The 26,348-nt window shown below is 63.5% G+C and carries 22 protein-coding genes; 20 read left to right on the forward strand and 2 right to left on the reverse strand.

What is annotated here, in order from left to right; translation table 11 throughout:
• Nucleotides 1-150 precede the first annotated feature (150 nt).
• The 9 genes from NKH29_RS09005 (at nucleotide 151) to NKH29_RS09045 (ending at nucleotide 9,369) form a co-directional block, all read left to right on the forward strand.
• Entirely contained in the window at nucleotides 151-1,593 is a 1,443-nt protein-coding gene (locus tag NKH29_RS09005; protein ID WP_352494002.1) for an extracellular solute-binding protein, read from the forward strand.
• A 37-nt stretch (nucleotides 1,594-1,630) separates the two neighbouring features.
• Entirely contained in the window at nucleotides 1,631-2,554 is a 924-nt protein-coding gene (locus tag NKH29_RS09010) for a carbohydrate ABC transporter permease (RefSeq protein WP_352855947.1), read from the forward strand.
• Nucleotides 2,551-3,384, forward strand: coding sequence for a carbohydrate ABC transporter permease (locus NKH29_RS09015; protein WP_023716810.1), 834 nt, complete (start codon nucleotides 2,551-2,553; stop codon nucleotides 3,382-3,384). Before NKH29_RS09010 ends, NKH29_RS09015 begins: the two co-directional genes overlap by 4 nt.
• Nucleotides 3,381-4,289 (forward strand): SMP-30/gluconolactonase/LRE family protein, encoded by a 909-nt coding sequence (locus tag NKH29_RS09020; RefSeq protein WP_352515634.1) that lies wholly within the window; start codon nucleotides 3,381-3,383, stop codon nucleotides 4,287-4,289. Before NKH29_RS09015 ends, NKH29_RS09020 begins: the two co-directional genes overlap by 4 nt.
• Nucleotides 4,286-5,113, forward strand: coding sequence for an SDR family NAD(P)-dependent oxidoreductase (locus tag NKH29_RS09025; RefSeq protein WP_352588911.1), 828 nt, complete (start codon nucleotides 4,286-4,288; stop codon nucleotides 5,111-5,113). The genes NKH29_RS09020 and NKH29_RS09025 overlap by 4 nt, the downstream gene beginning before the upstream one ends.
• A gap of 357 nt (nucleotides 5,114-5,470) precedes the next feature.
• On the forward strand, nucleotides 5,471-6,403 hold the full coding sequence (locus NKH29_RS09030) for a substrate-binding domain-containing protein (RefSeq protein WP_023716807.1): 933 nt from the start codon (nucleotides 5,471-5,473) through the stop codon (nucleotides 6,401-6,403).
• A gap of 107 nt (nucleotides 6,404-6,510) precedes the next feature.
• On the forward strand, nucleotides 6,511-7,497 hold the full coding sequence (locus tag NKH29_RS09035; RefSeq protein WP_352493998.1) for an ABC transporter permease: 987 nt from the start codon (nucleotides 6,511-6,513) through the stop codon (nucleotides 7,495-7,497).
• 4 nt (nucleotides 7,498-7,501) lie between these two features.
• Complete coding sequence (locus tag NKH29_RS09040; protein WP_023716805.1) at nucleotides 7,502-8,296, forward strand: ATP-binding cassette domain-containing protein; 795 nt, start codon at nucleotides 7,502-7,504, stop codon at nucleotides 8,294-8,296.
• A 50-nt stretch (nucleotides 8,297-8,346) separates the two neighbouring features.
• A complete protein-coding gene (locus NKH29_RS09045; RefSeq protein ID WP_352999412.1) occupies nucleotides 8,347-9,369 on the forward strand; it encodes a LacI family DNA-binding transcriptional regulator in 1,023 nt (340 codons plus the stop codon).
• A 552-nt stretch (nucleotides 9,370-9,921) separates the two neighbouring features.
• On the opposite strand, the gene NKH29_RS09050 is transcribed toward NKH29_RS09045, so the two are convergent.
• Nucleotides 9,922-10,503, reverse strand: coding sequence for a TetR/AcrR family transcriptional regulator (locus NKH29_RS09050; RefSeq protein ID WP_352895548.1), 582 nt, complete (start codon nucleotides 10,501-10,503; stop codon nucleotides 9,922-9,924).
• 252 nt (nucleotides 10,504-10,755) lie between these two features.
• On the opposite strand from NKH29_RS09050, the gene NKH29_RS09055 reads away from it, so the two are divergent.
• From NKH29_RS09055 to NKH29_RS09085, 7 genes are all read left to right on the forward strand, one after another.
• A complete protein-coding gene (locus tag NKH29_RS09055; RefSeq protein WP_023716802.1) occupies nucleotides 10,756-11,031 on the forward strand; it encodes a hypothetical protein in 276 nt (91 codons plus the stop codon).
• Complete coding sequence (locus NKH29_RS09060; protein WP_023716801.1) at nucleotides 11,025-14,204, forward strand: efflux RND transporter permease subunit; 3,180 nt, start codon at nucleotides 11,025-11,027, stop codon at nucleotides 14,202-14,204. The genes NKH29_RS09055 and NKH29_RS09060 overlap by 7 nt, the downstream gene beginning before the upstream one ends.
• A 16-nt stretch (nucleotides 14,205-14,220) precedes the next feature.
• Complete coding sequence (locus NKH29_RS09065; protein ID WP_023716800.1) at nucleotides 14,221-15,375, forward strand: efflux RND transporter periplasmic adaptor subunit; 1,155 nt, start codon at nucleotides 14,221-14,223, stop codon at nucleotides 15,373-15,375.
• A 256-nt stretch (nucleotides 15,376-15,631) separates the two neighbouring features.
• Nucleotides 15,632-16,369: a GntR family transcriptional regulator gene (locus NKH29_RS09070; protein WP_352999413.1), complete on the forward strand. Its 738-nt coding sequence runs from the start codon at nucleotides 15,632-15,634 to the stop codon at nucleotides 16,367-16,369.
• A gap of 50 nt (nucleotides 16,370-16,419) precedes the next feature.
• Complete coding sequence (locus NKH29_RS09075) at nucleotides 16,420-17,526, forward strand: mandelate racemase/muconate lactonizing enzyme family protein (protein WP_352999415.1); 1,107 nt, start codon at nucleotides 16,420-16,422, stop codon at nucleotides 17,524-17,526.
• Between the two features lie 225 nt (nucleotides 17,527-17,751).
• The gene (locus tag NKH29_RS09080) at nucleotides 17,752-19,074 is read left to right on the forward strand and encodes an NAD(P)H-dependent oxidoreductase (protein WP_023716797.1); all 1,323 of its coding nucleotides are present in this window, start codon (nucleotides 17,752-17,754) and stop codon (nucleotides 19,072-19,074) included.
• A gap of 20 nt (nucleotides 19,075-19,094) precedes the next feature.
• On the forward strand, nucleotides 19,095-20,594 hold the full coding sequence (locus NKH29_RS09085) for a xylulokinase (protein ID WP_352548716.1): 1,500 nt from the start codon (nucleotides 19,095-19,097) through the stop codon (nucleotides 20,592-20,594).
• Here NKH29_RS09085 and NKH29_RS09090 read toward each other — a convergent pair.
• Nucleotides 20,584-21,546 carry a sugar-binding transcriptional regulator gene (locus NKH29_RS09090; RefSeq protein ID WP_352999417.1) on the reverse strand — a complete coding sequence of 321 codons (963 nt, stop codon included), beginning with the start codon at nucleotides 21,544-21,546 and terminating at the stop codon, nucleotides 20,584-20,586. The genes NKH29_RS09085 and NKH29_RS09090 overlap by 11 nt on opposite strands.
• 293 nt (nucleotides 21,547-21,839) lie before the next feature.
• Between NKH29_RS09090 and NKH29_RS09095 the strand changes: the two genes are divergently transcribed.
• From NKH29_RS09095 to NKH29_RS09110, 4 genes are all read left to right on the forward strand, one after another.
• Nucleotides 21,840-22,823, forward strand: coding sequence for an ABC transporter permease (locus tag NKH29_RS09095; RefSeq protein WP_502895879.1), 984 nt, complete (start codon nucleotides 21,840-21,842; stop codon nucleotides 22,821-22,823).
• A gap of 149 nt (nucleotides 22,824-22,972) precedes the next feature.
• Entirely contained in the window at nucleotides 22,973-23,911 is a 939-nt protein-coding gene (locus tag NKH29_RS09100) for a sugar ABC transporter substrate-binding protein (protein ID WP_352484098.1), read from the forward strand.
• 33 nt (nucleotides 23,912-23,944) lie between these two features.
• On the forward strand, nucleotides 23,945-25,453 hold the full coding sequence (locus NKH29_RS09105) for a sugar ABC transporter ATP-binding protein (protein WP_023716792.1): 1,509 nt from the start codon (nucleotides 23,945-23,947) through the stop codon (nucleotides 25,451-25,453).
• A gap of 126 nt (nucleotides 25,454-25,579) precedes the next feature.
• Entirely contained in the window at nucleotides 25,580-26,344 is a 765-nt protein-coding gene (locus NKH29_RS09110; protein ID WP_352493993.1) for an SDR family oxidoreductase, read from the forward strand.
• Nucleotides 26,345-26,348 lie beyond the last annotated feature (4 nt).

Raw genomic sequence — 26,348 nt, forward strand, 5'->3', positions numbered from 1 at the left:
CACGGCATCGATAACACGACGTGTTTGTTCAAGCAATCGTTTGAGCGATCATTAAGCAATCGATTGACTATTTAGATCGCCGGATGCAATCTGCCGTCCGGACCGATGCAGTCCCGTCGGCAGAACAAAGAAGAAACTGGGGAGTGAGACATGAGCGGAAAAGAGCAGACGGATCACCCGCGGCCCGGCGAAAACGCCGCCGTGGATACAGGCGGCCTGACGCGCCGCGACCTGATGCAGCGCGCCGGCATGCTGGGCCTGGCAACGGCGTTTGGAGGACTTGGCGGCACCGTGCCGCTCTACGCCGCCGGTTTCGACATGAAGAAGTTCGCCGGCACCAAAATCAACATCCTGATGACCGGCGATGAGAACGACCATCGCGCGCTCGCCGACATGCTGCCGAAATTCGTCGAGGAGACCGGCATGGAACTGGAGATCACCTCGCCGGCACTCGGCGCGCTGATCGAAAAGACATTGCAGAACCTCAAGGCAGACAAATCCTCGTTCGAATTGATCGAGTATCTTGGGTTCCTGACGACCCAGCAGGTCGGCGGCGGCTATTACGAGCAGCTCAACGCCTATATCGACGATCCCGCAAAAACGCCGCCGGACTGGGATTTCGCCGATCTCATCCCGGCGGCGATGAAGAATGTCGGCATTTTCGACATGGCCTCCGGCACAGTTGGCAAAGGCAAGGACGTCTACGGCATACCCGGCCTGCATTCCGGGTCGGTCATCTATTTCTATCGCAAGGACCTGTTCGACGCGGCAGGCCTGCAGCCGGCCAAGACCTGGGACGAGTTCAAGGCTGCCGCCGAGAAGCTCAACACCGACGACGTGGCCGGTTGCTCCTTCATCGGCGCCAACGATTTCTCGCTCGCCGCGGTCGACTGGTACACTCGCTTCATCACCACTGGCGGCGTGCTGATGACCGGCAGCGCCAAGGAGAAGAATTTTAAGCCGCAGGTCAATTCCAAGGAAGGCATCGGCGCCTTGCAGATGCTGATCGACCTGCTGCCGTATGCGCCGAAGAATGTGACCAAATACGGCTTTGCCGAAAACGTCGACGGCTTCTCCACCGGCAAGATCGCGCAGATGATCTTCTGGTCTACAATTGCCGGGCCGATCCTGAACAGCGAGAATTCCATGGTCGCCGAGACCACCGCGACCACCCCGGTTCCTTCCGGCGACGGCAAGTCGCCGCGGGCAATCCAAGGCGGCTGGGGGGTCGGCATCCCGAAGAATATCGACCCGGCGAAGAAGGACGCCGCCTGGCTGGCGCTGACCTGGATCACCAGCAAGGCGGTGAACCGCTATTCCATCGAGAAATACAACATCGATGCGAACCGCACCTCGGCTTTCACAGATCCCGAGCTGGTGGCGAAGTTCCCCTACCTCAAGGACGCGCTGACGGCGATCGAGACGGCCGACACCATACCGACGTCGCTGATCCCGGAATTCTTTCAACTCAACGATGTCATGAACGTCGAGTTCAACGCGGCGCTGATCGGCACGCAAGATGCCAAGACTGCCTGTGAAAAAGTGCAGACCCAGTGGGAGGCGATCTTGCGGAAGGCAGGCCACCTTGCCTGATCGGTGCCCGCGCGGATCGCTGTGGATGTGATTTTCGATGAGCCTTGCGACAACCGCCGCCACCCAGACGAAATTCGTCTTCGGCACACGTGACGAGCCGGGGAGAGCCGTGTGGCTGCTCCTCGGCCCGTGCCTGCTTTACCTGATCGTCTTCAGCATTTATCCGCTGTTCCACAGCCTGCGCCTGTCGCTTACAGATTTGACCGCCGCGACCGGCACCGGCAATTTCGTCGGCCTCGCCAATTACCGTGCCCTGCTGGTCGATCCGCTGTTTTGGAACGCCGCCATGAACAGCGCCATCATGGTGTTTTTCTCGGTTTCCATCCAGGTCGTGCTCGGCGTCGCACTGGCGATGTTCTTCAACCTGCAGCTGAAGGGCGGCTGGATCGTGCGCGGCATCCTGTTGCTGCCGATGCTGATGACGCCGATCATCGTCGGGGTGATGTGGCGCGCCCTGCTCAATCCGGACTGGGGGCTGGTCAACTGGGCGATAAAGCAGATCGGACTGACGCCACCCGACTGGCTGGGCTCGGTCGGCATGTCGATGGTGACGGTGATCCTCGTCGACTGCTGGCAATGGACGCCATTCGTCTTCATCATCGTCTTTGCGCGCCTGCAGGCGCTGTCGCAGGACGTCTTCGAAGCCGCCCAGGTCGACGGCGCCGGCCCATTCGTCACCTTCCGGCGCATCACGCTGCCGATGCTGGCGCCGGCCATCGTCTTCGCCGCCGTGTTCCGCGCCGTCGATGCTTTCCGTTCGTTCGACCTGATCTACGGGCTGAGCTATGGCGGGCCAGCGCGCAGCACGACGACGCTGTCCTTTTTCTCGTTCCAGAACGGCTTCCAGTTCCAGAATTACGGCTATGCCGCGGCGGTGGCCTACATGATGCTTCTGATCCTCGCCGTCGGCACGACAGTGATGCTCAGATACGTCCAGATCCGGCCCGGGAACTCGCGATGAAGATCCGCCCGGGCCGGGTCATCGCCTACCTCTTCCTCATCGTGCTCGGCATCTTCGGCGCCGCGCCCTTCCTCTATCTGGCGGTGCTGTCGACCAAGAAGCGCATCGAGATCCTGGCGCAGGTGCCACCGACGCTCAACCTCAACTGGACGCAGATCGTCAAGAACTACAATGAGGTGCTGTTCAGCCAGGGGATGCTGGCCTTCACCCTCAACTCCATCATCGTGGTCGGCATCGCAACCGCAGCCGCGATTCTGATCGGCACGCCGGCGGCCTATGCGTTTTCAAGGCTGCGCTTCAAGCATAGCGAGCAGCTGGCAAGCACCATCCTGTCGATGCGCTTCATGCCGCCGATCGCTGTCGCCATTCCGCTGTTTCTGATGGTCAAGACGGCCGGCCTGCAGGACAGTTATCCGGGCCTGGTCCTGCCCTATATCGCCTTTTCGCTGCCGCTCGTGGTGTGGATCATGATCGGCTTCTTCGACGAAATCCCGAGCGAGATCGATGAAGCGGCGATGATCGACGGCTGCACGCGCGTCGGTGTGCTGTGGCACGTCATGCTGCCGATCGTGCGGCCGGGCCTGGTGACGGCAGCGCTGTTCGGCGCGCTGTTCATCTGGAACGAGTTCCTGGTCGCACTCTACGTCATCGACAGCCGTGCCTTCCAGACCATATCGCTGGGTGCCGCGACCCTGGTCAGCGCGCAGCGACCGATCGACTGGAACATCGCCGCGACGGTCGGCGTCGTCACCGTCATCCCGATCCTCCTCTTCTCGCTTTTCGTCCAGCGCTACATCGTGCGCGGACTAACCGCAGGGGCCGTGAAATGAAGAACGATCTTTCGCCGGAACTGGTGACGGACAATCTCGGATGGCCGGAAGGGCCGACCGTGATGCCGGACGGCAGCCTGGTCTTCGTCGAAAGCTACCGCAGCCAGCTGACCATTGTCGGCAAGGACGACAAGGCAAGGCAATTCGCCTATGTCACCGGCGCGCCGAACTCCTGCGTGCTTGGCTCCGACGGCGCGCTCTATGTCTGCCAGAACGGCGGCACCGTCGGTCCGTGGCGCGCGCCTGAGATGACCGTGCCATCGATCCAGCGGGTGCGGCCGGGCGCCGGGCCGGAAATTCTGGTGACCGAGGTCGAGGGCGTCAAACTCAATGGCCCGAACGATCTGGTCTTTGCGCCGGATGGTACGCTGGTCTGGACCGACCCCGGCACCTATAATCCCGCCAGTCCCGACCCGAGCTACATTTTTGCGCTGGCACCGGACGGCAAGGCGACAATCAAGGTGGCCTTCCCAGAACCGGTGTTTCCGAACGGCATCGTCGTCGAGGCCGACGGCTCGATCGTCTGGGACGAATCTTACACCGGCCGTGTCAGGCGACTGAAGGGCGACGGCAGCATCGAGGATCTCGGCCGCATGCCGGGGGATAACCCGATCCTCGACGGCATGACGATCGCCGCCGACGGTTCGCTGCTGGTCACGGATCTGGTCGGCGGCGGCATCCATGTCGTCGCCCGCGACGGCGCCATCAAGGGCTTCATCAAGTGCGGCGGCGCGCCGACCAATCTCGCCTTCGATGGCGAGACGCTGTGGGTGACCGACGCCAGCGTGCTGGCATCGAGCGACAAACCGTCCTATGCCGGGCGCCTGTGGCGGCTGAAAGTGCCGGGCGGCGGCGCCCCGACCTACAAAGGCACGATCAAAATGGCAGCGGAGGCGGGCGCATGAGCCCGCGCGAACCGTTTCCCGGACTTTCCTATCAAGGCAAGGTCGCCTTCATCACCGGCGGCGGCTCGGGCATAGGCCGCGAGACGGCGCTGACACTGGCCGATCTCGGCGCCGATGTCGCCATCCTCGACTGGACCGCGGGCGCTGCTGCAGACACCGCCAGGCAGGTCAAGCACATCGGTCGGAAAGCGATCGCCTTCGAAGGCGATGCCGGTCATGAGAAGACCGTCGCCGATGCCTTTGCGGCGACGCGCAAGCAGCTTGGCGAAATCGATGTCGCCGTGGCCTGTGCCGGCGTGCTCGGCGTCGGCGGGCCGGTGTTCGAGACCTCGGTCGAGGATTTCGAGCAGGTGATGGGCGTCAACGTGCGAGGCTCATTCCTGGTGGTGCGCGAGGCGGCCAAGGGCATGCGCAAGCAAAAGAGCGGCGCCATCGTGCTGCTCTCCAGCCTCGATGGGCTGCAGGCCGAGCACGGCATGTTCTCCTACTGCGTGTCGAAGGGAGCGCTGCTCAACCTTGCCCGCGCGGCGGCGCTCGACCTGGCGCGGGACCGGGTCACGGTCAATTGCGTCTGCCCGAGCGTGACCCATACGCCGCTGCTGGCCGGACGGCTGGCAGCGCTGCCGAATGGTGACGAGATCCTCGCCTCCTACGCCGAGCGGCATCCGCTCGGCCGGGTGCTGACACCGCGTGACATCGCAGCGGCGATTGCGTTCGTCGCCTCGCCCATAGCCAATGGCATTACAGGCGCTGCCATTCCGGTCGATGCAGGCATCGGTGCCACATGGGACAATTTTCGCGACCCGGCCTGGATCAAGGGCTGATCTTGACATCCGGAATCTGAGGTCTTCGGTATCAAACAGGCCCGCAGCGCCCACGACAAGGGACGTCATGGTCGTTTGGAGTAGATGGGCGCCGGGAGCAATCCGGCCGACGCAGTCCAGGAATCGCCTGCCTGAAAAATATCACGCAAACTGATGCAATCTGATGGTAGGGCTGATGGCGCCTGCGGATGCGCCAACTACCACTGGCAGATGAAGGCTTGCCATCGATCGAAAAAGGGGATGCTCTGATGCACCCAGGTCGACGCTGGCAGAATACGATCGCGGTTTTTGCCGCGCACGGTTTTTCGCCGCGATCGTCGTGGGAGGAGGAGTTCGGTTCAAATGGGAGGAAATCAAATGCTGACGAGGCTAAGACTGCTTGTACTTGGCTTGGTGGTGGCGCTGGCCATTCCGGCCGCGGCACAGGCCAAGACATTCTACTGGATTTCGCATGGCGGCCCGGCCGATCCGGTCTGGACCTACTTCCTTGCCGGCGCCAAGCAATGGGCGACGGACACCGGCAATACCGTCAACACCTCGTTCCACAATGGTGACGTGGCGTCGCAGCAGGAAGCCGTTCGCGCCGCAATCGCCGCCAAGGCCGACGGCATCACCACCACCAGCCCCGATCCGGGCAGCCTTGTCGAGATCGTCAAGGAAGCGCGGGCGGCGAACATCCCGATCATCAACTTCAACACGCCCGACCCGAAGGCGGATTTCAACGCCTATGTCGGCGGCGACAACGTCACCTTCGGCAAGCATTGGGCGCAGTATCTGGTCGACAAGGGCCTGGTGAAGAAGGGCGACTTCGTCTGGATGCCGGTCGAAATTCCCGGCGCCACCTATGGCGTCCAGGAAGAGGAAGGCATCAAGAGCGTCTTCGAGCCGCTCGGCATCACTTATGAAATCACCGAAGCGACGCTCGACCAGGCCGAAGTGATCAACCGCATGGTCGATTACCTCACCGCCAACAGGGCCAAGGTCAAGGCGGTCATCGGTCTCGGCGACCTTGTCACCGGTTCGATCAAGCGAGTGTTCGACCAGGTCGGCGTCAAGCCGGGCGAAATCCCGGTTGTCGGCTGGGGCAACTCGCTCGATACCACCCAGGAAGTGCTGAACGGCTACGTCAATGCCGGCCAGTGGCAGGATCCGCAGGCGACCAGCTACGTCGCGCTCTCGCTCGCCAACATGGCGGCGAGCGGCATTCCGCCCGGCTTCGACGTGATCACCGGCGCGCTGTACGAGAAGGACACCGCGGCAGTCTACGACAAGATCCTGTCCGGCAAATAAATCCGCGATCGAGTTGGTCACGGCCGCTCCGGCGGCCGTGGCTGTCTCATCATTCCGCCGAAGCCGGTTGCCGTCTCGGCCAGTTCCAATCCTATCGCGGGTCCAAGGTGGAAAATCGTTCCCTTATCCAACGCTCGATCGCGCGGCCAGAGTTCGGGCCTTTCGTGCTGCTTGTCGTCGAGATTGCCGTGTTCTGGGGCATCAATCACGACTTCCTGTCGCCGCAGAACATCTCGAACACGCTGGCCTTCACGGTCGAACTCGGGCTGATCGCGCTGGCGATGACACTGCTGATGACATCGGGCGAATTCGACCTCTCGGTCGGCTCGGTGTTCGGCTTCTCGCCGGTCCTGATGTGGACGCTGTTCAACAGCGGTCTCACCTCGCTCGAAGCCGCCTTCGCCGTTGCCCTGGTGGTTGCCGCCTTCATCGGGCTGGTCAATGGCTGGTTCGTGACGCAGCTCAAGATCCCGTCCTTCCTGGTGACGCTGGGCATGCTGCTGGTGGTGCGCGGCACCGCTTTGTTCGTCACCAACGGGTTTCCGCAGCGGACCTGGAGCGCCGAGGGGAGCTGGCTGGCGGAAGCCCTGGTCGGCGATTTCTTCATCGGGCCGTTCCGTATCTATATGTCGCTGTTCTGGTTCATCGCGGCCGCCGTCGCGCTCGGCTACGTGCTGACGCAGAGCCGGATCGGCAACTGGATCCAGGCGGCCGGCGGCAACCCGAGTGCCGCAAGGGCGCGCGGCGTCAATGTCAGCGGCGTCAAGATCGGCCTGTTCATCCTGTCGTCGATCCTGGCCTCGCTTGCCGGCGTCATCAGCTCGCTGCGCACCTCTGCGGCCAACCCCAACAGCGGCACCGGCTACGAGCTCGAAGTCATCGCCATGGTGGTGATCGGCGGTACGGCGCTGACCGGCGGGCGCGGCACCATCATCGGCACAGTGCTCGGTATCCTGATCCTGCGCGTGATGCGCAACGGCATCGTGCTGATCGGTGTGCCGGGCCTTGCCTACAACATCTTCATCGGCGCTATCATCCTCGGCATGATGGCGCTCCACTCCTGGCTGGAACGCCGGCATCAGGCAGGGACTTGAGACGATGGTCGAGCCGCTGATCCGCATGACGAACATCCGCAAGTCCTATGGCCGCGTTCAGGCGCTGGTTGATGCCAATTTCCATGTCAACGAAAGGGAGATCGTCGGACTGCTCGGCGACAATGGCGCCGGCAAGTCGACGCTGATCAAGGTGCTGTCGGGCGCGGTCCCGCTGACCAGCGGCGACATCTTCATCCGCGGCAAGAGGGTAAATTTGCGCAGCACCAGCGACGCCATCGCCCACGGCATCGAGACGATCTACCAGGACTCGGCGCTGGTGACGCAACTGTCGATCGCCCGCAACCTGTTCCTTGGACGCGAGCCGATCAAGCCGCCGCGTTTCCTCAACCGCATGGACCAGGAGGCGATGAACGTGGTTGCCCGCGACCTGCTCAAGCAGGTCGGCATCTCGAAGAACATTCCGCCGACGACGCCGATCGGCTCGCTCTCCGGCGGCGAGCGGCAGGCGGTGGCGATTGCACGCGCCATGCATTTCGACAGCGACCTCATCATCCTCGACGAGCCGACCAACAATCTCGGCGTCGCCGAAACGCAAGGCGTTCTAAGCTTCGTGCGCAGCGCCCGCGATTCCGGCCATTCCTGCATCTTCATCGCCCACAACATCCACCACGTCTTCCAGGTGGTCGACCGCATCGTCGTCATGCGCCGCGGCAAGGTGGTCGCCGACGATATCGACCCGAAGAAGACCAGCGTCGCCGAAGTCGAACGCGTCATCACCGGCATGTCGGACAAGGAGATCCACGACGCGCTGGTCGAGCGCACAAAGCGGCACGACTGACCGCCGGCTGACCGCCGAGGCACTGGATCGCATCGCCACATGGTTGCGAGATGAAAGCCACCGTTTCGGATATTGCCAGGAGCTGCGGCCTGTCGACCGCGACGGTCGACCGTGTGCTCAACAACCGGCCGGGGGCGAGTGCCGCCAACCGGCAGCGCGTAATTGAGGCGGCCAAGCAGCTCGGCTATCTGCCGGTTGTCGACCAGGTCGCGTTGCCCTCGCGGCCGGCGCATCTCGAATTCTTCCTGCCGATCGGCAGCAATGCCTTCATGGCCGATCTGGCCAGGCACATCGAGGATTATGCGGCGCGCCTGCCGCTGGTCGCCTCCTGCCGCATCCATAAGCTCACCGGCATCTCGCCGAGCGCCTTACAGACAGCCGTCGAAAACCTCTCCCTCAAGGCGAACGGGGTCGGCGTCATTGCCGTCGATCATCCAAGGACGCGCAACATCTTGCGCGAGATCGTCGAGGCCGGCATCCGCCTAGTCACGCTGGTGTCCGACGTTCCGGGCGCGCCCCGCTCGGCCTATGTCGGTATCGACAACCGGGTGGCGGGCCGCACCGCGGCGCTGCTGATGGGACGGTTCCTCGGCGGCCGCAAAGGCCATCTGGCGATGGTGGTCGGCTCACGTTCCTATCGCGGCCACGAGGAACGCGAAATGGGCTTTCGCTCCGTGCTCGGCGAGGAGTTCCCCAATCTGACCGTCACCAGTGCCGTCGAGATCAACGACGAGCCGGAGGTCAGTTACACCGCGACCATGAACGCGCTGCACAACGAGCCGGAGCTGCTCGGCATCTACTGTATCGGCGCCGGACGATCAGGCGTGGCGAAAGCGTTGCTCGAAGCCAGACCGCAGAAAAAGCCGGTGTTCATCTGCCATGATCTGACGCGCGAAACGCGCGGCTATCTCGTCGACGATCTGCTCGACGTCGTCATCGACCAGAATGCCAGGCTGATCGCCGAACAGTCGGTCATTCGCCTGCTCGGCTCGATCGCCTCGTCGGCGCCCTATCTGACGCGGAAATTCATCGACCCGCGCCTGATCTTCAAGGAAAATGTCCCGGTGCAGTGATGCCGCGCGAGGGCGGTGTTCGCTCGGCCTCGATCGTTAAAATTCGGTTGATACCGCAAATCTGCACATCAGCTATGCAACTTTTGTGGTTGCCGAATCATTGGGCAACCAGTAAGTTCATAAGCGTCGGCCATCTACTCCTCCCAGATGCGATGCCGACGTTGAATTCGGTGCACCTCCTCCCGCACCGCATTCGAAAATCAAGCCCGCTGCCACCTCCTCCCGGCAGCGGGCTTTTTTCGTTCCGGCTCTGAGGTATCGGCCAAGGCTGGGGCCATGACTATCACCGGGACGAGTACCGATCCGCGAATCGATGGGCCTTCGCTGAGATCGCCACGGCATTTCCGGGCGGAATCCTGTCACACTTGTCACTCTCACCAATTCGCTGCCGGCCCTATCTTGCCCTCACAACCAACAAGCAATACGCCGCGCAAGGAATGGCGCGGCGGCAGACGGAGAAGTGTGGTGACGACACATCCGAATGGGACGAAAGAGCGCTCGGCGGCGCGGCTCGTAACCAACGAGCTGTCAATGGTTTCGCCGCTTGCGAGACTATCTGGCCCTGAAAGAAGTGATCAGGCCTTCCGCCATGCGGACGAACTGCGCGCTCGGGCCTTCGGCGCCGACGCTTTGCAGGCTGACACGGGCGCCCTCGAGCAGAAGCGACAGCGTGTCGGCGAGAAGTTCGGCCTGGCCGATGCCGGCATCGCGACACAGCGAGACCAGCCGCTCGCGCTGCGCTTCCTTGAGTTCCTTGATCACTTGCCTTGCCGGATGATCGGTCTCGCTCAGCTCGATGGCGGCGTTGGCCATGTCGCAACCGCGACGATCCGACATCAGGCAATCGGCCGCCATCCGGACCCAGGCGTGCAGTTGCGCCAGTTTGTCGCCCGGATTCTCGGCCTCGAACTTTTCCCACATCGCGTTGGCGCTGCAGGCGGTCGCCCGCAGACATTCGATGATCAGGTCGTCCTTGGACTCGAAATGCCGGTAGAGCGTCATCTTGTTGGTACCGGCGGCCTCGGTGATGGCGTCGATGCCGACGCCGCGAATGCCATGCTTGTGAAACATGTCCCGTGCCGTCTCCAGGATCCTGTCCCGGGGGCGACCACGCTCCACAACACTGTCTGTCATCAAAACCTCCGTGATTGCGTTTCCCGAAATTCCCTCGGTGCACCTCTTGACTAGGGTGTTACCGGTCTGTAACGTTAGAGATGTTACTTACCTGTAACACCCGCATTGCATCATGTCAAACTCGCAAGTGCCGGCCATCAGCCCCGCCCAATCGGCAAGGGGACGAACCGCACCTTACGGCCTCGGCCGGCGAGCAAGAGAACACCCGATCCGCGGCCTGCCGCGGATCGCCAAAAACCAGGAGCCGCTTCGATGTCGCAGCGCAATGATCTGACGATCGATGAAGTCGTGAAGGATCCGATGATCCGCATGCTGATGAAGGCCGACCGCGTCGATCCGCGGTCTTTCGAGGCGATGCTGCGTGCGCTGGCGGACGAGCAGGCCGAGCGCCGCAACGCGCCGCGTCGCCCGCTGCAAGATTTCGGCTTTCTCGAAGATTCCGGCTCAACGCGCAGCCGGCGACTGTCCAGGGTGGCCAGGGCCTTTGGCCGGGCCAGAGCATCGGGCGAGGCGTGCATCTCATGGTAAACTTCTTCATTCATCGTCCGATCTTTGCGTCGGCGATCGCCATCATCATGGTGCTCGCCGGGGGGATTTGTTATTTTCTGCTGCCCGTCTCGCAGTTTCCCGACATCACGCCGCCCCAGGTCGTGGTCAGCGCCCACTACCCGGGCGCCAGCGCGCAGGTTGTCGCCGACACGGTGACGACGCCGCTCGAACAGCAGATCAACGGCGTTCAGGGCATGACCTATATGTCGTCGTCGAGCTCCAATGACGGCTCCTCGACGATCACCATCACTTTCGAGGTCGGCTATTCCCTGAGCACCGCCGCCGTCGACGTCCAGAACCGCGTTTCGCAGGCGGCTTCCTCGTTGCCGGCCATCGTCAACCAGGGCGGCGTGACGATCAAGAAACAGAACCCGAACTTCGTCCTGATCGTCGACCTCACCTCCCCGGACGGCTCCGTCAACCCGGTCACTTTGAGCAATCTCGCCTACCTGCAGGTGGTCGATCCGCTGAAGCGCCTGCCTGGCGTCGGCGACGTGCAGATCTTCGGCGAGCGGCGCTATTCGATGCGCGTTTGGCTCGATCCCGACAAGCTCGCCAATCTCGGCATCACCGCCGTCGACGTGCAGAACGCCGTCGCCGAGCAGAACGTCCAGGTGGCGGCCGGCAAGATCGGGCAATCGCCGGCTCCGGCCGGCACCGCTTTCGAGATGCAGGTCAACGCCGTCGGCAGGCTGAGCGACCCCAAGGAGTTCGGCGACATCGTCGTGCGGGCCAATACCGCCAACGGCTCGTTGGTGCGGCTCCGCGACGTTGCGCGCATCGAGCTCGGCGCGCTGCAATATTCGTCGTCGGCCTTCTTCGGCAAGGACCCGACGGTGGTGCTCGCGGTCTACCAGATGCCGGGCTCCAACGCGCTCGATCTGCAGCAGCGCGTCAAGGACAAGATGCAGGAGCTGTCGGCCCGCTTCCCGAAGGGGGTCAGCTATGCCATGCATTACGATACGACACGTTTCGTATCGGCGTCTATGCATGACGTGCTGATCACGCTCGGCGAGGCGCTGGTCCTGGTCGTCGCGGTGGTGTTCATCTTCCTGCAAAGCTGGCGCACCACGATCATCCCGACGATCGCGATTCCGGTGTCGCTGGTGTCGACATTAGTCGTCATGTACATGTTCGGCTTCTCCCTGAACATGCTCAGCCTGCTCGGCATGGTGCTGGCGATCGGCCTCGTCGTCGACGACGCGATCGTCGTCGTCGAGAATGTCGAACGCCAGCTCGAGGCCGGCCTCAAACCGCTGGCTGCCACGCGTACGGCGATGGCCGAGGTCACCGGACCGATCATCGCCACGACCGCCGTGCTGATGGCCGTGTTTGTGCCGGTTGCCTTCATCCCCGGCGTTTCCGGCCGGCTCTACAACCAGTTTGCCCTGACGGTCGCGATCTCCTTCGGCATCTCGGCCTTTGTCTCGCTTACGCTTACTCCGGCGCTCAGCGCGGCGTTCCTGCGCCACCGGCCTGAAACGCAGTTCGTGCTGTTCCGCTGGTTCAACATGGGCTTCGAACGGCTGTCGCATGCGTATGCGAATGGCGTGCGCATTCTCATCCGTCTGCGCTGGATCATGCTTGGCCTGTTCGCGGCCGGACTTGTCGCGACCTACTTCGTCTGGCAGCGCCTGCCCTCGACCTTCCTTCCGGTCGAAGACCAGGGCTACTTCTTCGTCGTTATCCAGCTCCCCGACGGGGCCTCGCTGGAACGCACCGATGCAGTGGCGCAAAAGGCACGCGATATCCTGCAGAACACGCCCGGCGTCGACATTGTCGGCTCGATCAGCGGCTTGAACTTCCTGACCAGTGCCGCGCAGTCGAACTCGGCGGTCGAATTCGCCATCCTGAAGCCATGGGACGAACGCGGCCCCGACCAGAGCGCCTCGAAGCTCGTCGCCGACGTGCGCAACAAGCTGCTGCAAATTCCGGAGGCTTTTGCGCTGAGCTTCGACCCGCCTTCGATCCCGGGCATCGGCACCACCGGTGGCTTCGAGTTCCAGGTCGAGGATCTGACCGGCCGCGGCAGCGTGGCGCTCAACGATGCGACGCAAGCTGTGATTGCCGAGGCGCGCAAGCAGCCGGAGCTCAACCCACAGCAATTGTTCTCGTCGTTCTCGACCTCGACGCCGCAGTTCAACTACGATCTCGATCGCGCCAAGGCAAAGCTGCTCGGGCTCAACCTGCCGGACGTCTTCAACACGCTGCAGATCTATCTCGGCTCGCTTTATGTGAACGACTTCAACCTGTTTGGCCGCACCTTCCGGGTGACGATCCAGGCCGACAAGGACTCTCGAGCCGGTCCGGCCGACATTTCGCGGCTCTATGTCCGCAATGCGTCGGGTGGCATGGTGCCGCTGAGCACGCTGGGCAAGCTTGTGCCCATCGTCGGCCCCGAGACCGTGCCGCACTACAACAACAATGCGTCGGCCCTGATCAATGGCGGCGCCGCCCCCGGCTTTTCGTCCGGCCAGGCGGTGGCGGCAATGGAACGTGCCGCTGCCACGGCGTTGCCGAGAGATTTCGGCTACGAATGGACCGGCATCACCTATCAGGAGCTCAAGGCGGGATCGATCGCATCCGTCGTCTTCGGCCTCGCCATCGTCTTCGTTTTCCTCATCCTTGCCGCGCAATATGAGAGCTGGGCGATGCCGTTCATGGTGCTGCTGGCGGTGCCGCTCGCATTGTTCGGTGCGTTCGTCGTGCTGTGGCTGCGCGGCATGCAGATCGACGTCTACTCGCAGATCGGCTTCGTCATGCTGATCGGACTGGCGGCCAAGAACGCGATTCTGATCGTCGAGTTTGCCCGGCGCCGGCGCGAAGAAGGCCTCAGCATCGTCGACGCCGCGATGGAAGCGGCGCGGCTGCGGCTGCGGCCGATCCTGATGACCGCCTTCGCCTTCATCCTCGGCGTGCTGCCGCTGATGTTCGCTACAGGTGCAGGTGCCGCGAGCCGGCAGTCGATCGGCACCACTGTCTTTGGCGGCATGGTCGCGGCGACCATCCTGTCGCTGGTGTTCGTGCCGGTCTTCTATGCGGTGATCGAGCAGCTGCGCGAGCGCCGCAGCGAGAGCGAACCGGTCTCCGAAACGACTGAACAACCAACCGCCGAACCCGCCTTCGAGCCATTGGCCGAAGCGGCTGAATAGGACTGGAGAATCGATCATGCGTAAATGGAAAATCGCGCTGGGAACGGCCGTCGCCCTTGGGGCGATTTCGATAGCGAGCGTTCACTTGCTCGACATGGGCAGTCTCAGCCTCAACGCCGGCACGGCCGGGGCGGCGACACCCAAGCCGGAAGCCTTTGTCATGCCGGTGCCGGTGGTGAGCGTCGTCAAGAAGACGATCCCGATCTATCTCGACTACGCCGCCCGGGTAGAGCCGATCCGCAGCATTACGCTGCAGGCGCGCGTGCCGGGCTATCTGCAGGAGCAGGTCGCCACCGACGGCGGCGATGTTGCAAAGGGCGACCTTCTCTACAAGATCGCCCCGGAGGATTTCCAGGCTGCCCTGGAGCAGGCGAAGGCGCTTATCCAGCGCGACACGGCAACACTCGACTATGCGCGCTCCAATCTCGGGCGCGGCAGCGAGCTCGCCAAGAGCGGCTATCTCGCCAAGGACGTGTTCGACCAGCGCACCAGCACCTTGCGCGAGGCTCAGGCCTCGCTCGCCGTGAACCAGGCCGCCTTGCGGACCGCCGAGCTCAATTTGAGCTATACCGAAATCCGTGCTCCATTCGCGGGACGCATCGGACGCAGCCAGGCTTCCGTCGGAACGCTGGTCAGCGTTGCCGGCACGGTGCTCAACTCGCTGGTGCAGCTCGATCCGATCTACGTCACCTTCAATCCGAGCGAAACGGACCTGACCCAGATCGAGGAAGCTCGGGCCGCGGGACCGATCAGTGTCGACGTCCTGCTTCCCGGTGAAACCGAACCGCGCCAGAAGGGCGATCTTACCTTCATGGACAACACGATCGATCGCTCGACCGGCACGATCACGGCACGGGCGACGGTCGGCAACGGCAAGTTCACCCTGCTGCCCGGCCAGTATGTCCGCGTCCGGCTGCACGTCAAAGAGCAGCCCGATGCGCTGATGGTACCGCAGACGGCACTCGGCTCAGGCCAGCTCGGCAAATACCTCTATGTCGTCGGCAAGGACAACACCGTCGACCAGCGCATCGTTTCGCTCGGACCGACCAATGGCGATCAGGTGGCCATCTTGAGCGGCGTAGCCGAAGGCGACCAGGTGATCACCGGGAATCTGCAGAAGATCGGTCCGGGAATGCCGGTCTCGCCGCTACCCCAGAAACCGGCCACCTGATAACCCCCATCAGGTCCGGTCCCGCGGCGCCTTCGGCTCCCACGCCGAGGGCGCCGTTTTTGCTGAGCAGGGTCGGCAAGATCGGCCTCATCGGCACACTCGACCTTGGCAGGAGCCATGAAGGCGCAAGTAGAGCGCGCCGTGACGTACCCGTCTGCCGCAAGCAGCTGGCCAGCGGAGAACCTGTACCCGCAATTACCTCTTGTTAGATTGTCGACAATCTGCTGTGTTGCTTTTGGTCTCCTGGAGCAGCCGGATGGCAACGCTGGATTTCAGTCCGATCGCGGATACGACACGCCGGGCCGAGATCGTGGCGCTGCTCCGGCGCGCGATCCTGACCGGCCAGCTGGAACCGGGGCAGAAGCTCAACGAACTTAGGATTTCCGAGCAGATGCGGGTGAGCCGTGCGCCGCTGCGCGAGGCGATGCGCGAACTGGTGCAGGAAGGCATCCTGACCAGCATCCCCTACGCCGGAACCTTCGTCATCGAGGTGACCGCCAAGGACATCGACGATGCCTATTCGCTCAACAAGGTGCTGGACGAATTCGCCATCGAGCGGACCTGGCCGCTTCGCGACCAGCGCTTCTTCGACGAGATAGACCGGCGGCATGCGGCGGTGAAGCAGGCGACGCGCGAGCTGGACGCGACGCGACAGATCGAAACGGCGCTGCAACTGCATGGCCTGATCCACGAATGGGCCGACAATTCGGTGTTGCTGGAAACCTGGCAGCGGCTGGCCAGCCGGCTGCAGATGTATTTTGCGCTGCACCAGAGGGCGCGCAACGAGCCGGTGCCTGCCGAAGACGCTCACGAAAGCTATGTGCAGTTGCTCAAGGGCAGCGACATGCGCGCTGCACAGCGCCACGCCAAGGAGCATATCGATTTGGATTTCGAGGAACTGCTCGCCTATGCGCGCGAGTTGGAAGAGCGTGGCTCAAAGGGCGCCGGCGCGGATCGTGCCGGCCTAACGCGCAATCGGCCCAAAGGCGGCTGAGCCCGACAAGTTTGGCGGTCATCCCGGAACACAGACAACGGACAGAAGACGTGCAGATCAAAACCATCAAAGCCTACCATGTCGTGCAGCCCTTTGTGGACGGACCTTACCGGATGTCGAAGGGGCGCGTCGCCGATGCGTTCGACGCTGTGATCGTCGCCGTCACCGCAGATAGCGGGCTCACCGGCTGGGGCGAGATGGCGCCGCTCGGCAATTTTTACTCGCCGGCGTTCGCCGCCGGCACGCGCGCCGGCGTCGTCGAGATCGCGCCGCATCTCATGGGCCATGACCCACGCGGGCTTGCCGGGATCAACAGGCTCATGGATACGGTGTTCAAGGGCCATCCCTACGTCAAGTCGGCGCTCGACATGGCATGCTCGGATCTCGCGGCGCGCGCCGCCGACGTGCCGCTGGTTACGTTGCTTGGCGGACGCGAGAGCGAGACGGCCGAACTCTACAAGGTCGTCACCCATGGCACGGTCGACGCGATGGCTGCACTTGCCAAGCGCATCGTCAAAGACGGCTGTCATCGACTGCAGGTCAAGGTCGGCGGCAACGTCCATGACGACATCGAACGCGTCACAGCCGTCGCCGCCGCGGTGCCGAAGGGCACCGTCATCTTCTGCGACGCCAATGCCGGCTGGACGCCTTACCAGGCACGCCAGTTCGTGGATGCGACGCGCACCATCGACTACACGTTCGAACAGCCCTGCACGACGATCGACGAATGCATGTCGGTGCGCCGCTCGCTTGACAAACCGATGGTGCTCGACGAATCCGTCGCCTCGCTGGACGACATGCTCGACATCCACCGCAAGGGCGCTGCCGACGGGCTGACGCTGAAGATCTCGCGGCTCGGAGGAGTGACCAAAACGCGCCAAATCCGCGACCTCGCCGTCGATCTCGGCTTCATGATCACCGTCGAGGACACTGGCGGCGCCGAGATCGACACATCGGCCATGGCGCATCTGTCGCTGTCGACGCCCGAGGAGCGCCGGCTGCACGCCATCGCCTTCCACGAATGGGTGACGGTGCGCACCGCATCCAATATGCCGCCGGTCTGGGGCAGCCGCATGGGCATTCCGGACGGGCCGGGACTTGGCATCGATGTCGTTCCCGACCTGCTCGGCGCGCCCTTCTTCGAGATCGGCAGCTGAGGTAGAGACCGCGCCACCTCAAGGCAACGTCGAGCAACCCGCATCGGTCGGCGCCGTCCGGCTACCTGCAGAGGTCGTGCCCTGACCGGCAGCTGACCCCAAGCGATCGGCCATTCCAGAGCGGGAATGTCCCAATTGCAGGTTGAAATATTTTTCATTTGGAAATAGGAATGTTCAAAACGTTGATTTGGACGCTGCGGCGCGTCAAGAACTGGAGGAAGCGACATGTCCCATCCGCAATTTGCAGCGGAACTTCTGCAGCGCGCTGAACAGCAGGGGCCGATCACCATCGGGCTTGCCGGCGCCGGTCAGATGGGCACCGACATCGTCGTCCAGGTGGCACTGATGCCGGGCATGCGGATCGGCGCTATTTCCGAGGTCAGGCCGCAGGCAGCGATCGACGCGGCGCTGCTCGCTGGCCACGACCGTTCCGACATCGTCCAGGCCGGCAATGCGGCGGCGATCGACCGCGCCATCGAGGCCGGCAAGATTGCGGTGACCGAAGATTTGCACGCGCTGGCGGCGGCTGGCCGGATCGACGTCATCATCGACGCGACGGGCAATCCCAATATCGGCACGCTGTTCGCGCTGGAAGTGATGAAGAACGGCAAGCACATCGTCATGCTCAATGTCGAGGCCGACATCACGATCGGCCGCTTCCTCAAGGACGAGGCACGCAAGGCCGGCGTCGTCTATACCGGTGCCGCCGGCGACGAGCCGGCCTGCACGCTGGAGATCATCGGCTTTGCCAAAAGCCTCGGCTTCAACATCATCGCCGCCGGCAAGGGCAAGAACAATCCGCTGAAGATCGACGCCATGCCGGCCGATTACGAGAAAGAAGCGGCCGAGCGCAACATGAATGCGCGCATGCTGGTCGAATTCGTCGACGGCTCGAAGACGGCCATCGAAATGGTGGCGATCGCCAATGCCACCGGCCTGGTGCCCGACGTGCCGGGCATGCACGGCCCAACCGCAACGCTGGAGGAGCTCGCCAGCGTGCTCTGCCCGCGCGAGGATGGCGGCGTGCTGCATCGCAAGGGCGTGGTCGATTATTCGATCGGCAAGGGCGTGGCGCCCGGCGTGTTCTGCATCATCGAGACCCAGCATCCGCGCGTGCTGGAGCGCATGATCGACCTCAAGGTCGGCAAAGGCCCCTATTTCACGATCTTCCGGCCCTATCATCTGACCAGCCTGGAAGTGCCGCTGTCGGCGGCGCGCGCCGTCGTCTACAAACGGGCCGACATGGAGCCGCTCGACCGTCCGGTCGCCGAGGCGGTGGCGGTTGCCAAGAGCGATCTTGGCGTCGGCCAGTCGCTCGGCATGATCGGCGAGAACGACTATCGCGGGTTCGCCATGACATGGGAAGATGCACGCGCCCGGGGCGCGCTGCCGCTCGGCCTTGCCGAACGGGCCAAGGTGGTCAAGCCGCTCAAGATCGGCGATTTCCTGACCTATGAAAATTGTGTACCCGACGATTCGATGGTGATAACCCAGATCCGCCGTCGTCTCGATCAGTCGGACGGACGGTTCGCTACCAACGCGGCTTGACCCCGCCGGATCTCCGCCTGATGGACGATATCGTAATCGGGATCGACGCCTCGACCACGGCCGTGAAGGCGATTGCCTTCACCCGCGACGGCGAGGAGCTGTTCCAGGCACGCGAGACTTATCCGCTTTCAAATCCGAAGCCCAGCCATTTCGAGCAGGACGCCGAACATTGGTGGACGGCGCTGCTTGGCGCATTGAAGCAGGTCACTGAGGCGGTCGGCGCTTTCCGCGTGGCGGCGATCTCCATTGCCCACCAGCGCGAGACCTTCACGCTGGTCGACAGCGCCGGCAAACCACTTATTCCGGCGATCCTGTGGCTGGACGAACGCGCCCGGCCGCAGGTTATCAGGCTTTCGGCCGAACTCGGCCGCGAGGCGATCCGCGACTGGAGCGGCAAGCCGCCGGACCCGACGCCGGCGCTCTACGCCATCGCCTGGCTTGCCGAACACCAGCCTCAGATGCTTCACCAGGCAGCGGCACTGGTCGACGTGCACGGTTTCTTCGTCCAGCGGCTGACCGGGCGATTGGTCACCAGCACCGCAAGTGCGGATCCGCTCGGGCTCCTCGACGTAGAGAGAGGTACCTGGCATCCCCGCCTCGTTGCGGCCGCCGGACTGCAGATGGAGCAATTGCCCGACCTGGTCGCGCCGGGCGCAATTTGCGGCGGGCTTTCCGCAACCGCGGCGCAACTGACCGGCCTGAGGGCCGGCACGCCGGTCGTTGCCGGCGCTGGGGACGGCCAGGCGATGGGCCTCGGCATGGGCGTCTACGGCGAAGGCAAGAGCTATCTCTCGCTCGGCTCCGGCGTGGTCAGCGGCTGCTATTCCGGCAAGGTGAAAACCTCGGACGCCTTTCGCACGCTGGTCTCGCCGACCGGTTCCGGTTTCATGTTGGAGACAGTGCTGCGTTCGGGCATGCAACTGGTCGACTGGATTGTCCGCACGACCGGTTCGCCGTCGGCGGCAGCACTGGAGAAAGCGGCGCTGGAGGTTGCCGCTGGCAGCGAGGGCCTGCTCGTCCTGCCCTATTGGGCCGGCGTCATGAGCCCCTATTGGGATGGTGCCGCGCGTGGCGCCATTGTCGGCCTGTCGCTCGACCACCGGCCGGAGCATCTTTTCCGCGCTGTCCTGGAAGGCATCGCCTTCGAGCAGGCCGTTGCCACCGAGGCCATGGAAGCCCAAGCCGGCGGACAGGCGGCGATGATTGCCGCCGGCGGCGGCACCAATTGCGTACTCCTCATGCAGATCATGGCAAGCGTGCTCGAGCGGCCGATCTCGGTTTCGCCGGTCAACGAAGCCGCCGCACTCGGCGCCGCCATGCTGGCGGCCGCCGCGGTCGGCTGGTTTGCCTCGCCGGAAGCCGCCGCAAAGGCAATGGCTGCCGCTCCCACCATGCATGTCGACCCGGTCGATGGACTTGTTGCCGGCTATCGCGGCCGCAAGGCAATCTACCGCGATCTCTATCAAGCGACGCGCGATATCCACGTGCGGCTGAGTGCTCTCAACGCGACTAGCGGTTGAGCAGCCCCTTTGCCGCATCCTCGTCGGTGATCAGAACCGATACCTTGGTGTTGGCGAGTGCTGCCCGCATGATGGCAATCTTTTCCTGCCCTCCCGACACCAGGATGATGCTCGGGATATCCGACAGATCCTGCAGCGGATAGGCACAGACGCGGCGGTTCACCTCGTGGTCGACCGGGCGGCCCTCGGCGTCGATGAAATGACACAGAATATCGCCGACGGCGCCGGCCGCCTGCAGTTCCTCGAGTTCGCTTGGCTTGATGAAGCCGTAATTGGCGATCGGGCTGTCGTTGGAAAACGAGCCGACGCTGAGCACGGCAATGTTTGCCCGGCGTGCACGGAAGACAACGTCCTGAACGCTGCGCTGGCTCATGAACGCGTCGCGCTGTTCCGGCCGGTCGGCATAGACCGGCACCGGCAGCAGGAAGCACTGCGCACCGATCTTCTCGGCGAAATCCCAGGCGCTTTCTGTCGGGTTGAGCGGCTGTGCATGGGTCAGGCCGCCAAGCATCGAAACCACCGTGGTCCTGGCGATAGGCCGCCTTGGCAACTCATTGATGGCGAATTTCAGCGTCCGCCCCCAGCCCAGCGCAATGACATCGCCGGCATTCACATGGTCGGCCAGATAGGCGGCGGCGGCGTGGCCGATCATCAGCGGTGCGTTGCTTCGGTCGGCAGCCGACGGCACCACAACAGCCTGGCTGAGCCCGAACCTCTGCTTGAGGCTTTCCTCCAAAACCACGCATTCGACGACGCTGTCGCGGATGCGAAACTGGACGACACCCTCTTCGCGGGCGGCGGAGAGAATGCGATGTACCTTGATGCGGCCGACGCCGAGAATTTCGGAAATCCGCTCCTGTGTAAGACCCTCGACATAATAGTGCCAGGCGGCGCGGGCCTTGAGTTCGGCGTCGGGAAAGCGCGAGGCTCTTTCGTTCTCTACGATCGTCATCTGTTTGCCTTGCCGCAGCCGCCGGCTCTGCTCATGATATTCCAATCCGGCGACTTCGAAATGCCCAAGATTTCCGAGACCTTGCGTAAGGCAAACCGGCGGACAGCGCAAACCGTCGTCGAATGAAACGGCAGGGCCTTGACAATTTTCCGACGAACAGTTTAGCTGAACAAAATTGCATGTTAAAGATAAATTGTTCACATGGAGGGGCCTGGTGAACAAAGTGGCCCGGTGATGCAGCGCCGGATTGCTGTGGAGGAGACGAAGTGGCTGTGAGCAACGACGCAAGCGAGTTGAAAGCAGGCTCTGGTACGCAGGCCACGACGGGCGCAAAGTTTTCGGCTGTCTTTGCCGGAACCATGGGCCCGCTGATCGGGCTGGTCCTGCTGTGCCTGGCGCTCTCGCTGACCACCGATACGTTCCTGACCATCCGCAACATCCTCAACGTGCTCGACCAGGTTACCGTACTCGGCATCATGGCGATCGGCATGACGCTGGTCATCCTGATCGGCGGCATCGACCTGTCCGTTGGCTCGGTGCTGGCGCTGGCTTCCATGGTGATGGGCTTCGTCGCCCATCCGGACTATCTCAATCTCGGCCTGCCGGCCGGCATCGCCGCAGCCCTCGTCGTCGCCGGCCTTTGCGGGCTGGTTTCGGGCCTGCTGGTGACGGTCACCAAGCTGCCGCCCTTCATCGCCACGCTGGCCATGATGTCGGTGGCGCGCGGTCTCGCCAATATGATCACCGACGGCTCGCAGATCGTCGGCTTTCCCGACTGGTTCACCAGCCTGTCGATCATCCGCCATTTCGGCTTCCTGTCGGTCACCGTCGGGCTGATGATCGTGCTTGCCGTCATTTTCGCGATCTTCCTGAATTATCGTGCCACCGGCCGCAGCCTCTACGCAATCGGCGGCAGCGCCGAAGTCGCCCGGCTGTCCGGCATACCGGTCAAGTCGCTGACAAACTGGGTCTATACGATCTGCGCCGTGCTGGCCGGTCTCGCCGGCATCGTGCTTGCCGCCCGGCTCGATTCCGTCCAGCCGAGCTCCGGCCTTGGCTACGAGCTCGACACCATCGCGGCGGTGGTTATCGGCGGCGCCAGCCTGTCGGGCGGCGTCGGTTCGATCGGCGGCACAGCCATCGGCGTCCTCATCATCGGCGTGCTGCGCAACGGACTGAACCTGCTCGGTGTCTCGCCCTTCATCCAGCAAGTGGTTATCGGCGTGGTGATCGCGCTGGCGGTGGCCACCGACACCTGGCGGCGCAGAGCACAATGAAAAATGGGGCACAATGAAGAATTGGGCTCAATGAGATTCACCCGGATATTCGGGCGAAAACGGATCGGTGATCCGAAACTGGGAGTTGTTCGGCCACGGGGCGCCGCGATGCGCGGGCAGGACAGATTGAACATCAACGGAGGAATAACATGCTGACTAAACGTTCATTGCTGCTTGCCGCCGCGGCCATCATCCCGCTGCTTAGCCTGTCCGACATGGCCTCGGCCAAGGAAGCCAAGAAGCTCGGCCTCGCCGTCGCCAATCTGCAGGCCGACTTCTTCAACCAGATCAAGCAGTCCGTCGAAGCCTACGGCAAGGAAAAGGGCATCGAGGTCGTCACCGTCGACGCCAAGGGCGATTCGGCGACCCAGGTCAGCCAGGTGCAGGATCTGATCACGCAGAATATCGATGCGCTGATCTACATTCCGGCCGGCGCCACCGCCGCCACCGTGCCGACCAAGACGGCCAAGGCTGCCAGCATCCCAGTCATTAATGTCGACCGCAACGCCGACGGCGCGCCCGGCGACACCTTCATCGCCACCAATAGCGTGGCATCGGCGAAAGCGGTTTGCGACTACATCGCCAAGCAGGCCGGCGGCAAGGGCGAGCTGATCATCATCCACGGCCAGAAGGGTACGACGCCCGAGGTCGATCGCTCGAAGGGCTGCGGCGAAGCGCTGAAGGGCTATCCCGACATCAAGGTCGTCGGCGAATTGTGGAGCGAAGGCTGGCACCAGGACGAAGGTTTCAAGCTGACGCAGGATCTGTTGCAGTCGCATCCCGACGTGTCGATCGTCATCGGCCAGGCCGATGCGCTGGCGCTCGGTGCGGCGCAGGCGGTCAAGGTCGCCAATCCCGGCCACAAGGTCTGGGTTGCCGGCTTCGACGGCGACGTGGCGGCGCTCAAGGCGCTGAAGGACGGCGTCTTCGACGTGACGGCGACGCAGCAGACCCAGGGCATGGGCCGGCTTGCCGTCGATGCGGCAATCAAGCTGGTGGCCGGCGAGACCATTCCCGCAGAACAGCTGCAGGATGCGACGCTGACCACCAAGGACAATGTCGAGCAGTTCATCGCCAAGCATCCCTGATTTAGACCAGTCCGGCAGTCGACGAGCGCAACAATGTCCACCGAACCTCGCCACACGCACAGCCCCAATCTGGGTCTCGTCGTCAGCGGCCTCTGCAAAAGCTACGGACCGGTGCAGGTCCTGGCCGATGCGAGCTTCGAGGTGCGGCCGGGCGAGGTCGTGGCGCTGCTTGGCGAAAACGGCGCCGGCAAGTCCACCGTCTCGAACATCATCGCCGGGTCGACCAAGCCCGATGCCGGCACCATCACCTGGCGGGGGAACGCTTATTCCCCCGCCAATCCTGCCGCGGCGATCGACGCCGGCATCGGCATGATCCACCAGGAGCTGAAGCTGCTGCCGGATCTGTCGGTCGCCGAAAACGTCTATGTCGGGCGCCTGCCGATGCGCGGCGGCCGCATCGACCGCGCGGCAATGAATGCACGGGCATCAGCCCAGTTGAAGCGCCTCGGGCTCGATGTCTCGCCCGAGCGCAAGGTGCGCACGCTGCGTATCGCCGCCCAGCAGCAGGTCGAGATTGCCAAGGCGCTGACGCTCAATGCCGAGCTGCTGATCTTCGATGAACCGACGGCCGCCCTTGGCGGCGAGGAAACGGAGCTCCTGTTCCAGCAAATCCGCAAGCTCAAGGCGGAAGGCATGTCCTTCATCTATATCAGCCACCGGCTGGACGAAATCGCCCAAATCGCCGACCGTGTGGTGGTGATGCGCGACGGGCGCATCGTCGCGCGGCACGAGCGCGCCGATATTCCGGTGCGCACTGTCGTCGAGCAGATGGTCGGCCGCAGCGTCGAGCGGATGTTCCCGACTTTGTCGGCGCCCCGCAATGACACGCTGCTCGAGGTCGAGAACCTGTCCTCGCCGGAACGCAGCTTTCAAAATGTCAGCTTTTCAGTGCGGGCCGGCGAAATCCTCGGCATTGCCGGGCTGATCGGCGCCGGCCGCACGGAGCTGGTGAGGGCGATCGCCGGCGCCGACCCGATCTCATCCGGCTCGGTGCGCGTCGCCGGCAAGCCGGTGCATCTCAATGGGCCGGCGGCGGCGATCAAGGCCGGCGTCGTGCTGGTGCCGGAAGACCGCAAGGCGCAAGGCGTGGTGCTCGACCAGACGATCGGCGAGAATCTGGCGATCGGCAATTTCGACCATGTCGCGCCGAATGGCTGGGTGTTCCCGAAGGCGGTGCAGAAATTCGCCGAGGCCGGTATTCGCCGGCTCGGCGTCAAAGGCCGGCCGAACCAGGCGGTCAGCAAGCTTTCAGGCGGCAACCAGCAGAAGGTGATCATTGCCAAATGGGTGTCGCGCCCGCCCAAGGTGTTTATCCTGGACGAGCCGACGCGCGGCATCGACGTTGGTGCCCGCGCCGCGATTTACGATGTCATCGCCGACCTTGCCCGTTCCGGCATGGCGGTGGTGGTGGTGAGTTCCGACCTCGAGGAAGTGCTCGGCCTGTCGCATCGCGTGCTCGTGCTGAGCCGCGGCCGTCAGCGCGGCATTCTCGACCGCAGTGATGCGAGCAATGTCGCCGTCATGGAACTCGCCACGAGCTAGGACAGCCCATCGAAACAAAGCGCAGCAGGTGGTATCCTCCCGGGCACCAGACCGCGCGGGGCGCCAGCAACAGAGTTGGCGCCCCTTTATTTCCGGAGGACGGCGGTTGGAGGAGAGGGACCGACGATGAAACTATTCGATCTTCATGGTGACGTGGCACTTGTGACAGGCGCCGGCAGCGGCATCGGGCAAGCAATCGCCATCGGCCTGGCCGAGGCCGGCGCCGACATAGCTTGCTTTGGCCACGCCTCCAAAGGCGGGCTGGAGGAGACCGCACACCAGATCACAGCACGCGGCCGCAAGGCACTGGTGCTGACCGGCACGGTGACTTCAGAGGCCGATCTCGCGGCCGCGATCGAGCGTACGGAGCAGGAACTCGGCGCGTTGACCATCGCAGTCAACAATGCCGGCGTCGCCGGAGCTGAGCCGGCAGAGACGCTGTCGCTGGAAAAGTGGCAGAAGCTCTATGACGTCAATGTCAGCGGCGTGTTCCTGTCCTGCCAGGCCGAGGCCCGTGCCATGCTGACGCGGCGCAAGGGCTCGATCATCAACATCGCCTCGATGTCGGGCTCGATTGTCAACCGCGGCCTGACCCAGGCGCATTACAACTCGTCGAAGGCCGCGGTCATCCACATGTCGAAGAGCCTCGCCATGGAATGGGCCGATCGCGGTCTACGCGTCAACGTCGTCAGCCCCGGCTATACGCTGACCCCGATGAACAAGCGACCGGAGGTCGCCGACCAGGTCAGGATCTTCGAGCGCGACACGCCGATGGGCCGCATGGCGGCGCCGGAAGAGATGGTCGGCCCGACCGTGTTCCTGGCCAGCCGCGCCGCGAGTTTCGTCACCGGCATCGACCTGATCGTCGATGGCGGCTTCGTCTGCTGGTAGGAGA

The organism is Mesorhizobium sp. M1295, assembly GCF_040318135.1.
Lineage (GTDB): Bacteria > Pseudomonadota > Alphaproteobacteria > Rhizobiales > Rhizobiaceae > Mesorhizobium.

Excerpts from the sequence above, each read along its gene's own strand:
- NKH29_RS09005 (WP_352494002.1), top strand. The coding sequence starts at position 151 with ATGAGCGGAAAAGAGCAGACGGATCACCCGCGGCCCGGCGAAAACGCC.
- NKH29_RS09010 (WP_352855947.1), top strand. The coding sequence starts at position 1,631 with ATGAGCCTTGCGACAACCGCCGCCACCCAGACGAAATTCGTCTTCGGC.
- NKH29_RS09015 (WP_023716810.1), top strand. The coding sequence starts at position 2,551 with ATGAAGATCCGCCCGGGCCGGGTCATCGCCTACCTCTTCCTCATCGTG.
- NKH29_RS09020 (WP_352515634.1), top strand. The coding sequence starts at position 3,381 with ATGAAGAACGATCTTTCGCCGGAACTGGTGACGGACAATCTCGGATGG.
- NKH29_RS09025 (WP_352588911.1), top strand. The coding sequence starts at position 4,286 with ATGAGCCCGCGCGAACCGTTTCCCGGACTTTCCTATCAAGGCAAGGTC.
- NKH29_RS09030 (WP_023716807.1), top strand. The coding sequence starts at position 5,471 with ATGCTGACGAGGCTAAGACTGCTTGTACTTGGCTTGGTGGTGGCGCTG.
- NKH29_RS09040 (WP_023716805.1), top strand. The coding sequence starts at position 7,502 with ATGGTCGAGCCGCTGATCCGCATGACGAACATCCGCAAGTCCTATGGC.
- NKH29_RS09045 (WP_352999412.1), top strand. The coding sequence starts at position 8,347 with ATGAAAGCCACCGTTTCGGATATTGCCAGGAGCTGCGGCCTGTCGACC.
- NKH29_RS09050 (WP_352895548.1), bottom strand. The coding sequence starts at position 10,503 with ATGACAGACAGTGTTGTGGAGCGTGGTCGCCCCCGGGACAGGATCCTG.
- NKH29_RS09055 (WP_023716802.1), top strand. The coding sequence starts at position 10,756 with ATGTCGCAGCGCAATGATCTGACGATCGATGAAGTCGTGAAGGATCCG.
- NKH29_RS09060 (WP_023716801.1), top strand. The coding sequence starts at position 11,025 with ATGGTAAACTTCTTCATTCATCGTCCGATCTTTGCGTCGGCGATCGCC.
- NKH29_RS09065 (WP_023716800.1), top strand. The coding sequence starts at position 14,221 with ATGCGTAAATGGAAAATCGCGCTGGGAACGGCCGTCGCCCTTGGGGCG.
- NKH29_RS09070 (WP_352999413.1), top strand. The coding sequence starts at position 15,632 with ATGGCAACGCTGGATTTCAGTCCGATCGCGGATACGACACGCCGGGCC.
- NKH29_RS09080 (WP_023716797.1), top strand. The coding sequence starts at position 17,752 with ATGTCCCATCCGCAATTTGCAGCGGAACTTCTGCAGCGCGCTGAACAG.
- NKH29_RS09085 (WP_352548716.1), top strand. The coding sequence starts at position 19,095 with ATGGACGATATCGTAATCGGGATCGACGCCTCGACCACGGCCGTGAAG.
- NKH29_RS09090 (WP_352999417.1), bottom strand. The coding sequence starts at position 21,546 with ATGACGATCGTAGAGAACGAAAGAGCCTCGCGCTTTCCCGACGCCGAA.
- NKH29_RS09100 (WP_352484098.1), top strand. The coding sequence starts at position 22,973 with ATGCTGACTAAACGTTCATTGCTGCTTGCCGCCGCGGCCATCATCCCG.
- NKH29_RS09105 (WP_023716792.1), top strand. The coding sequence starts at position 23,945 with ATGTCCACCGAACCTCGCCACACGCACAGCCCCAATCTGGGTCTCGTC.
- NKH29_RS09110 (WP_352493993.1), top strand. The coding sequence starts at position 25,580 with ATGAAACTATTCGATCTTCATGGTGACGTGGCACTTGTGACAGGCGCC.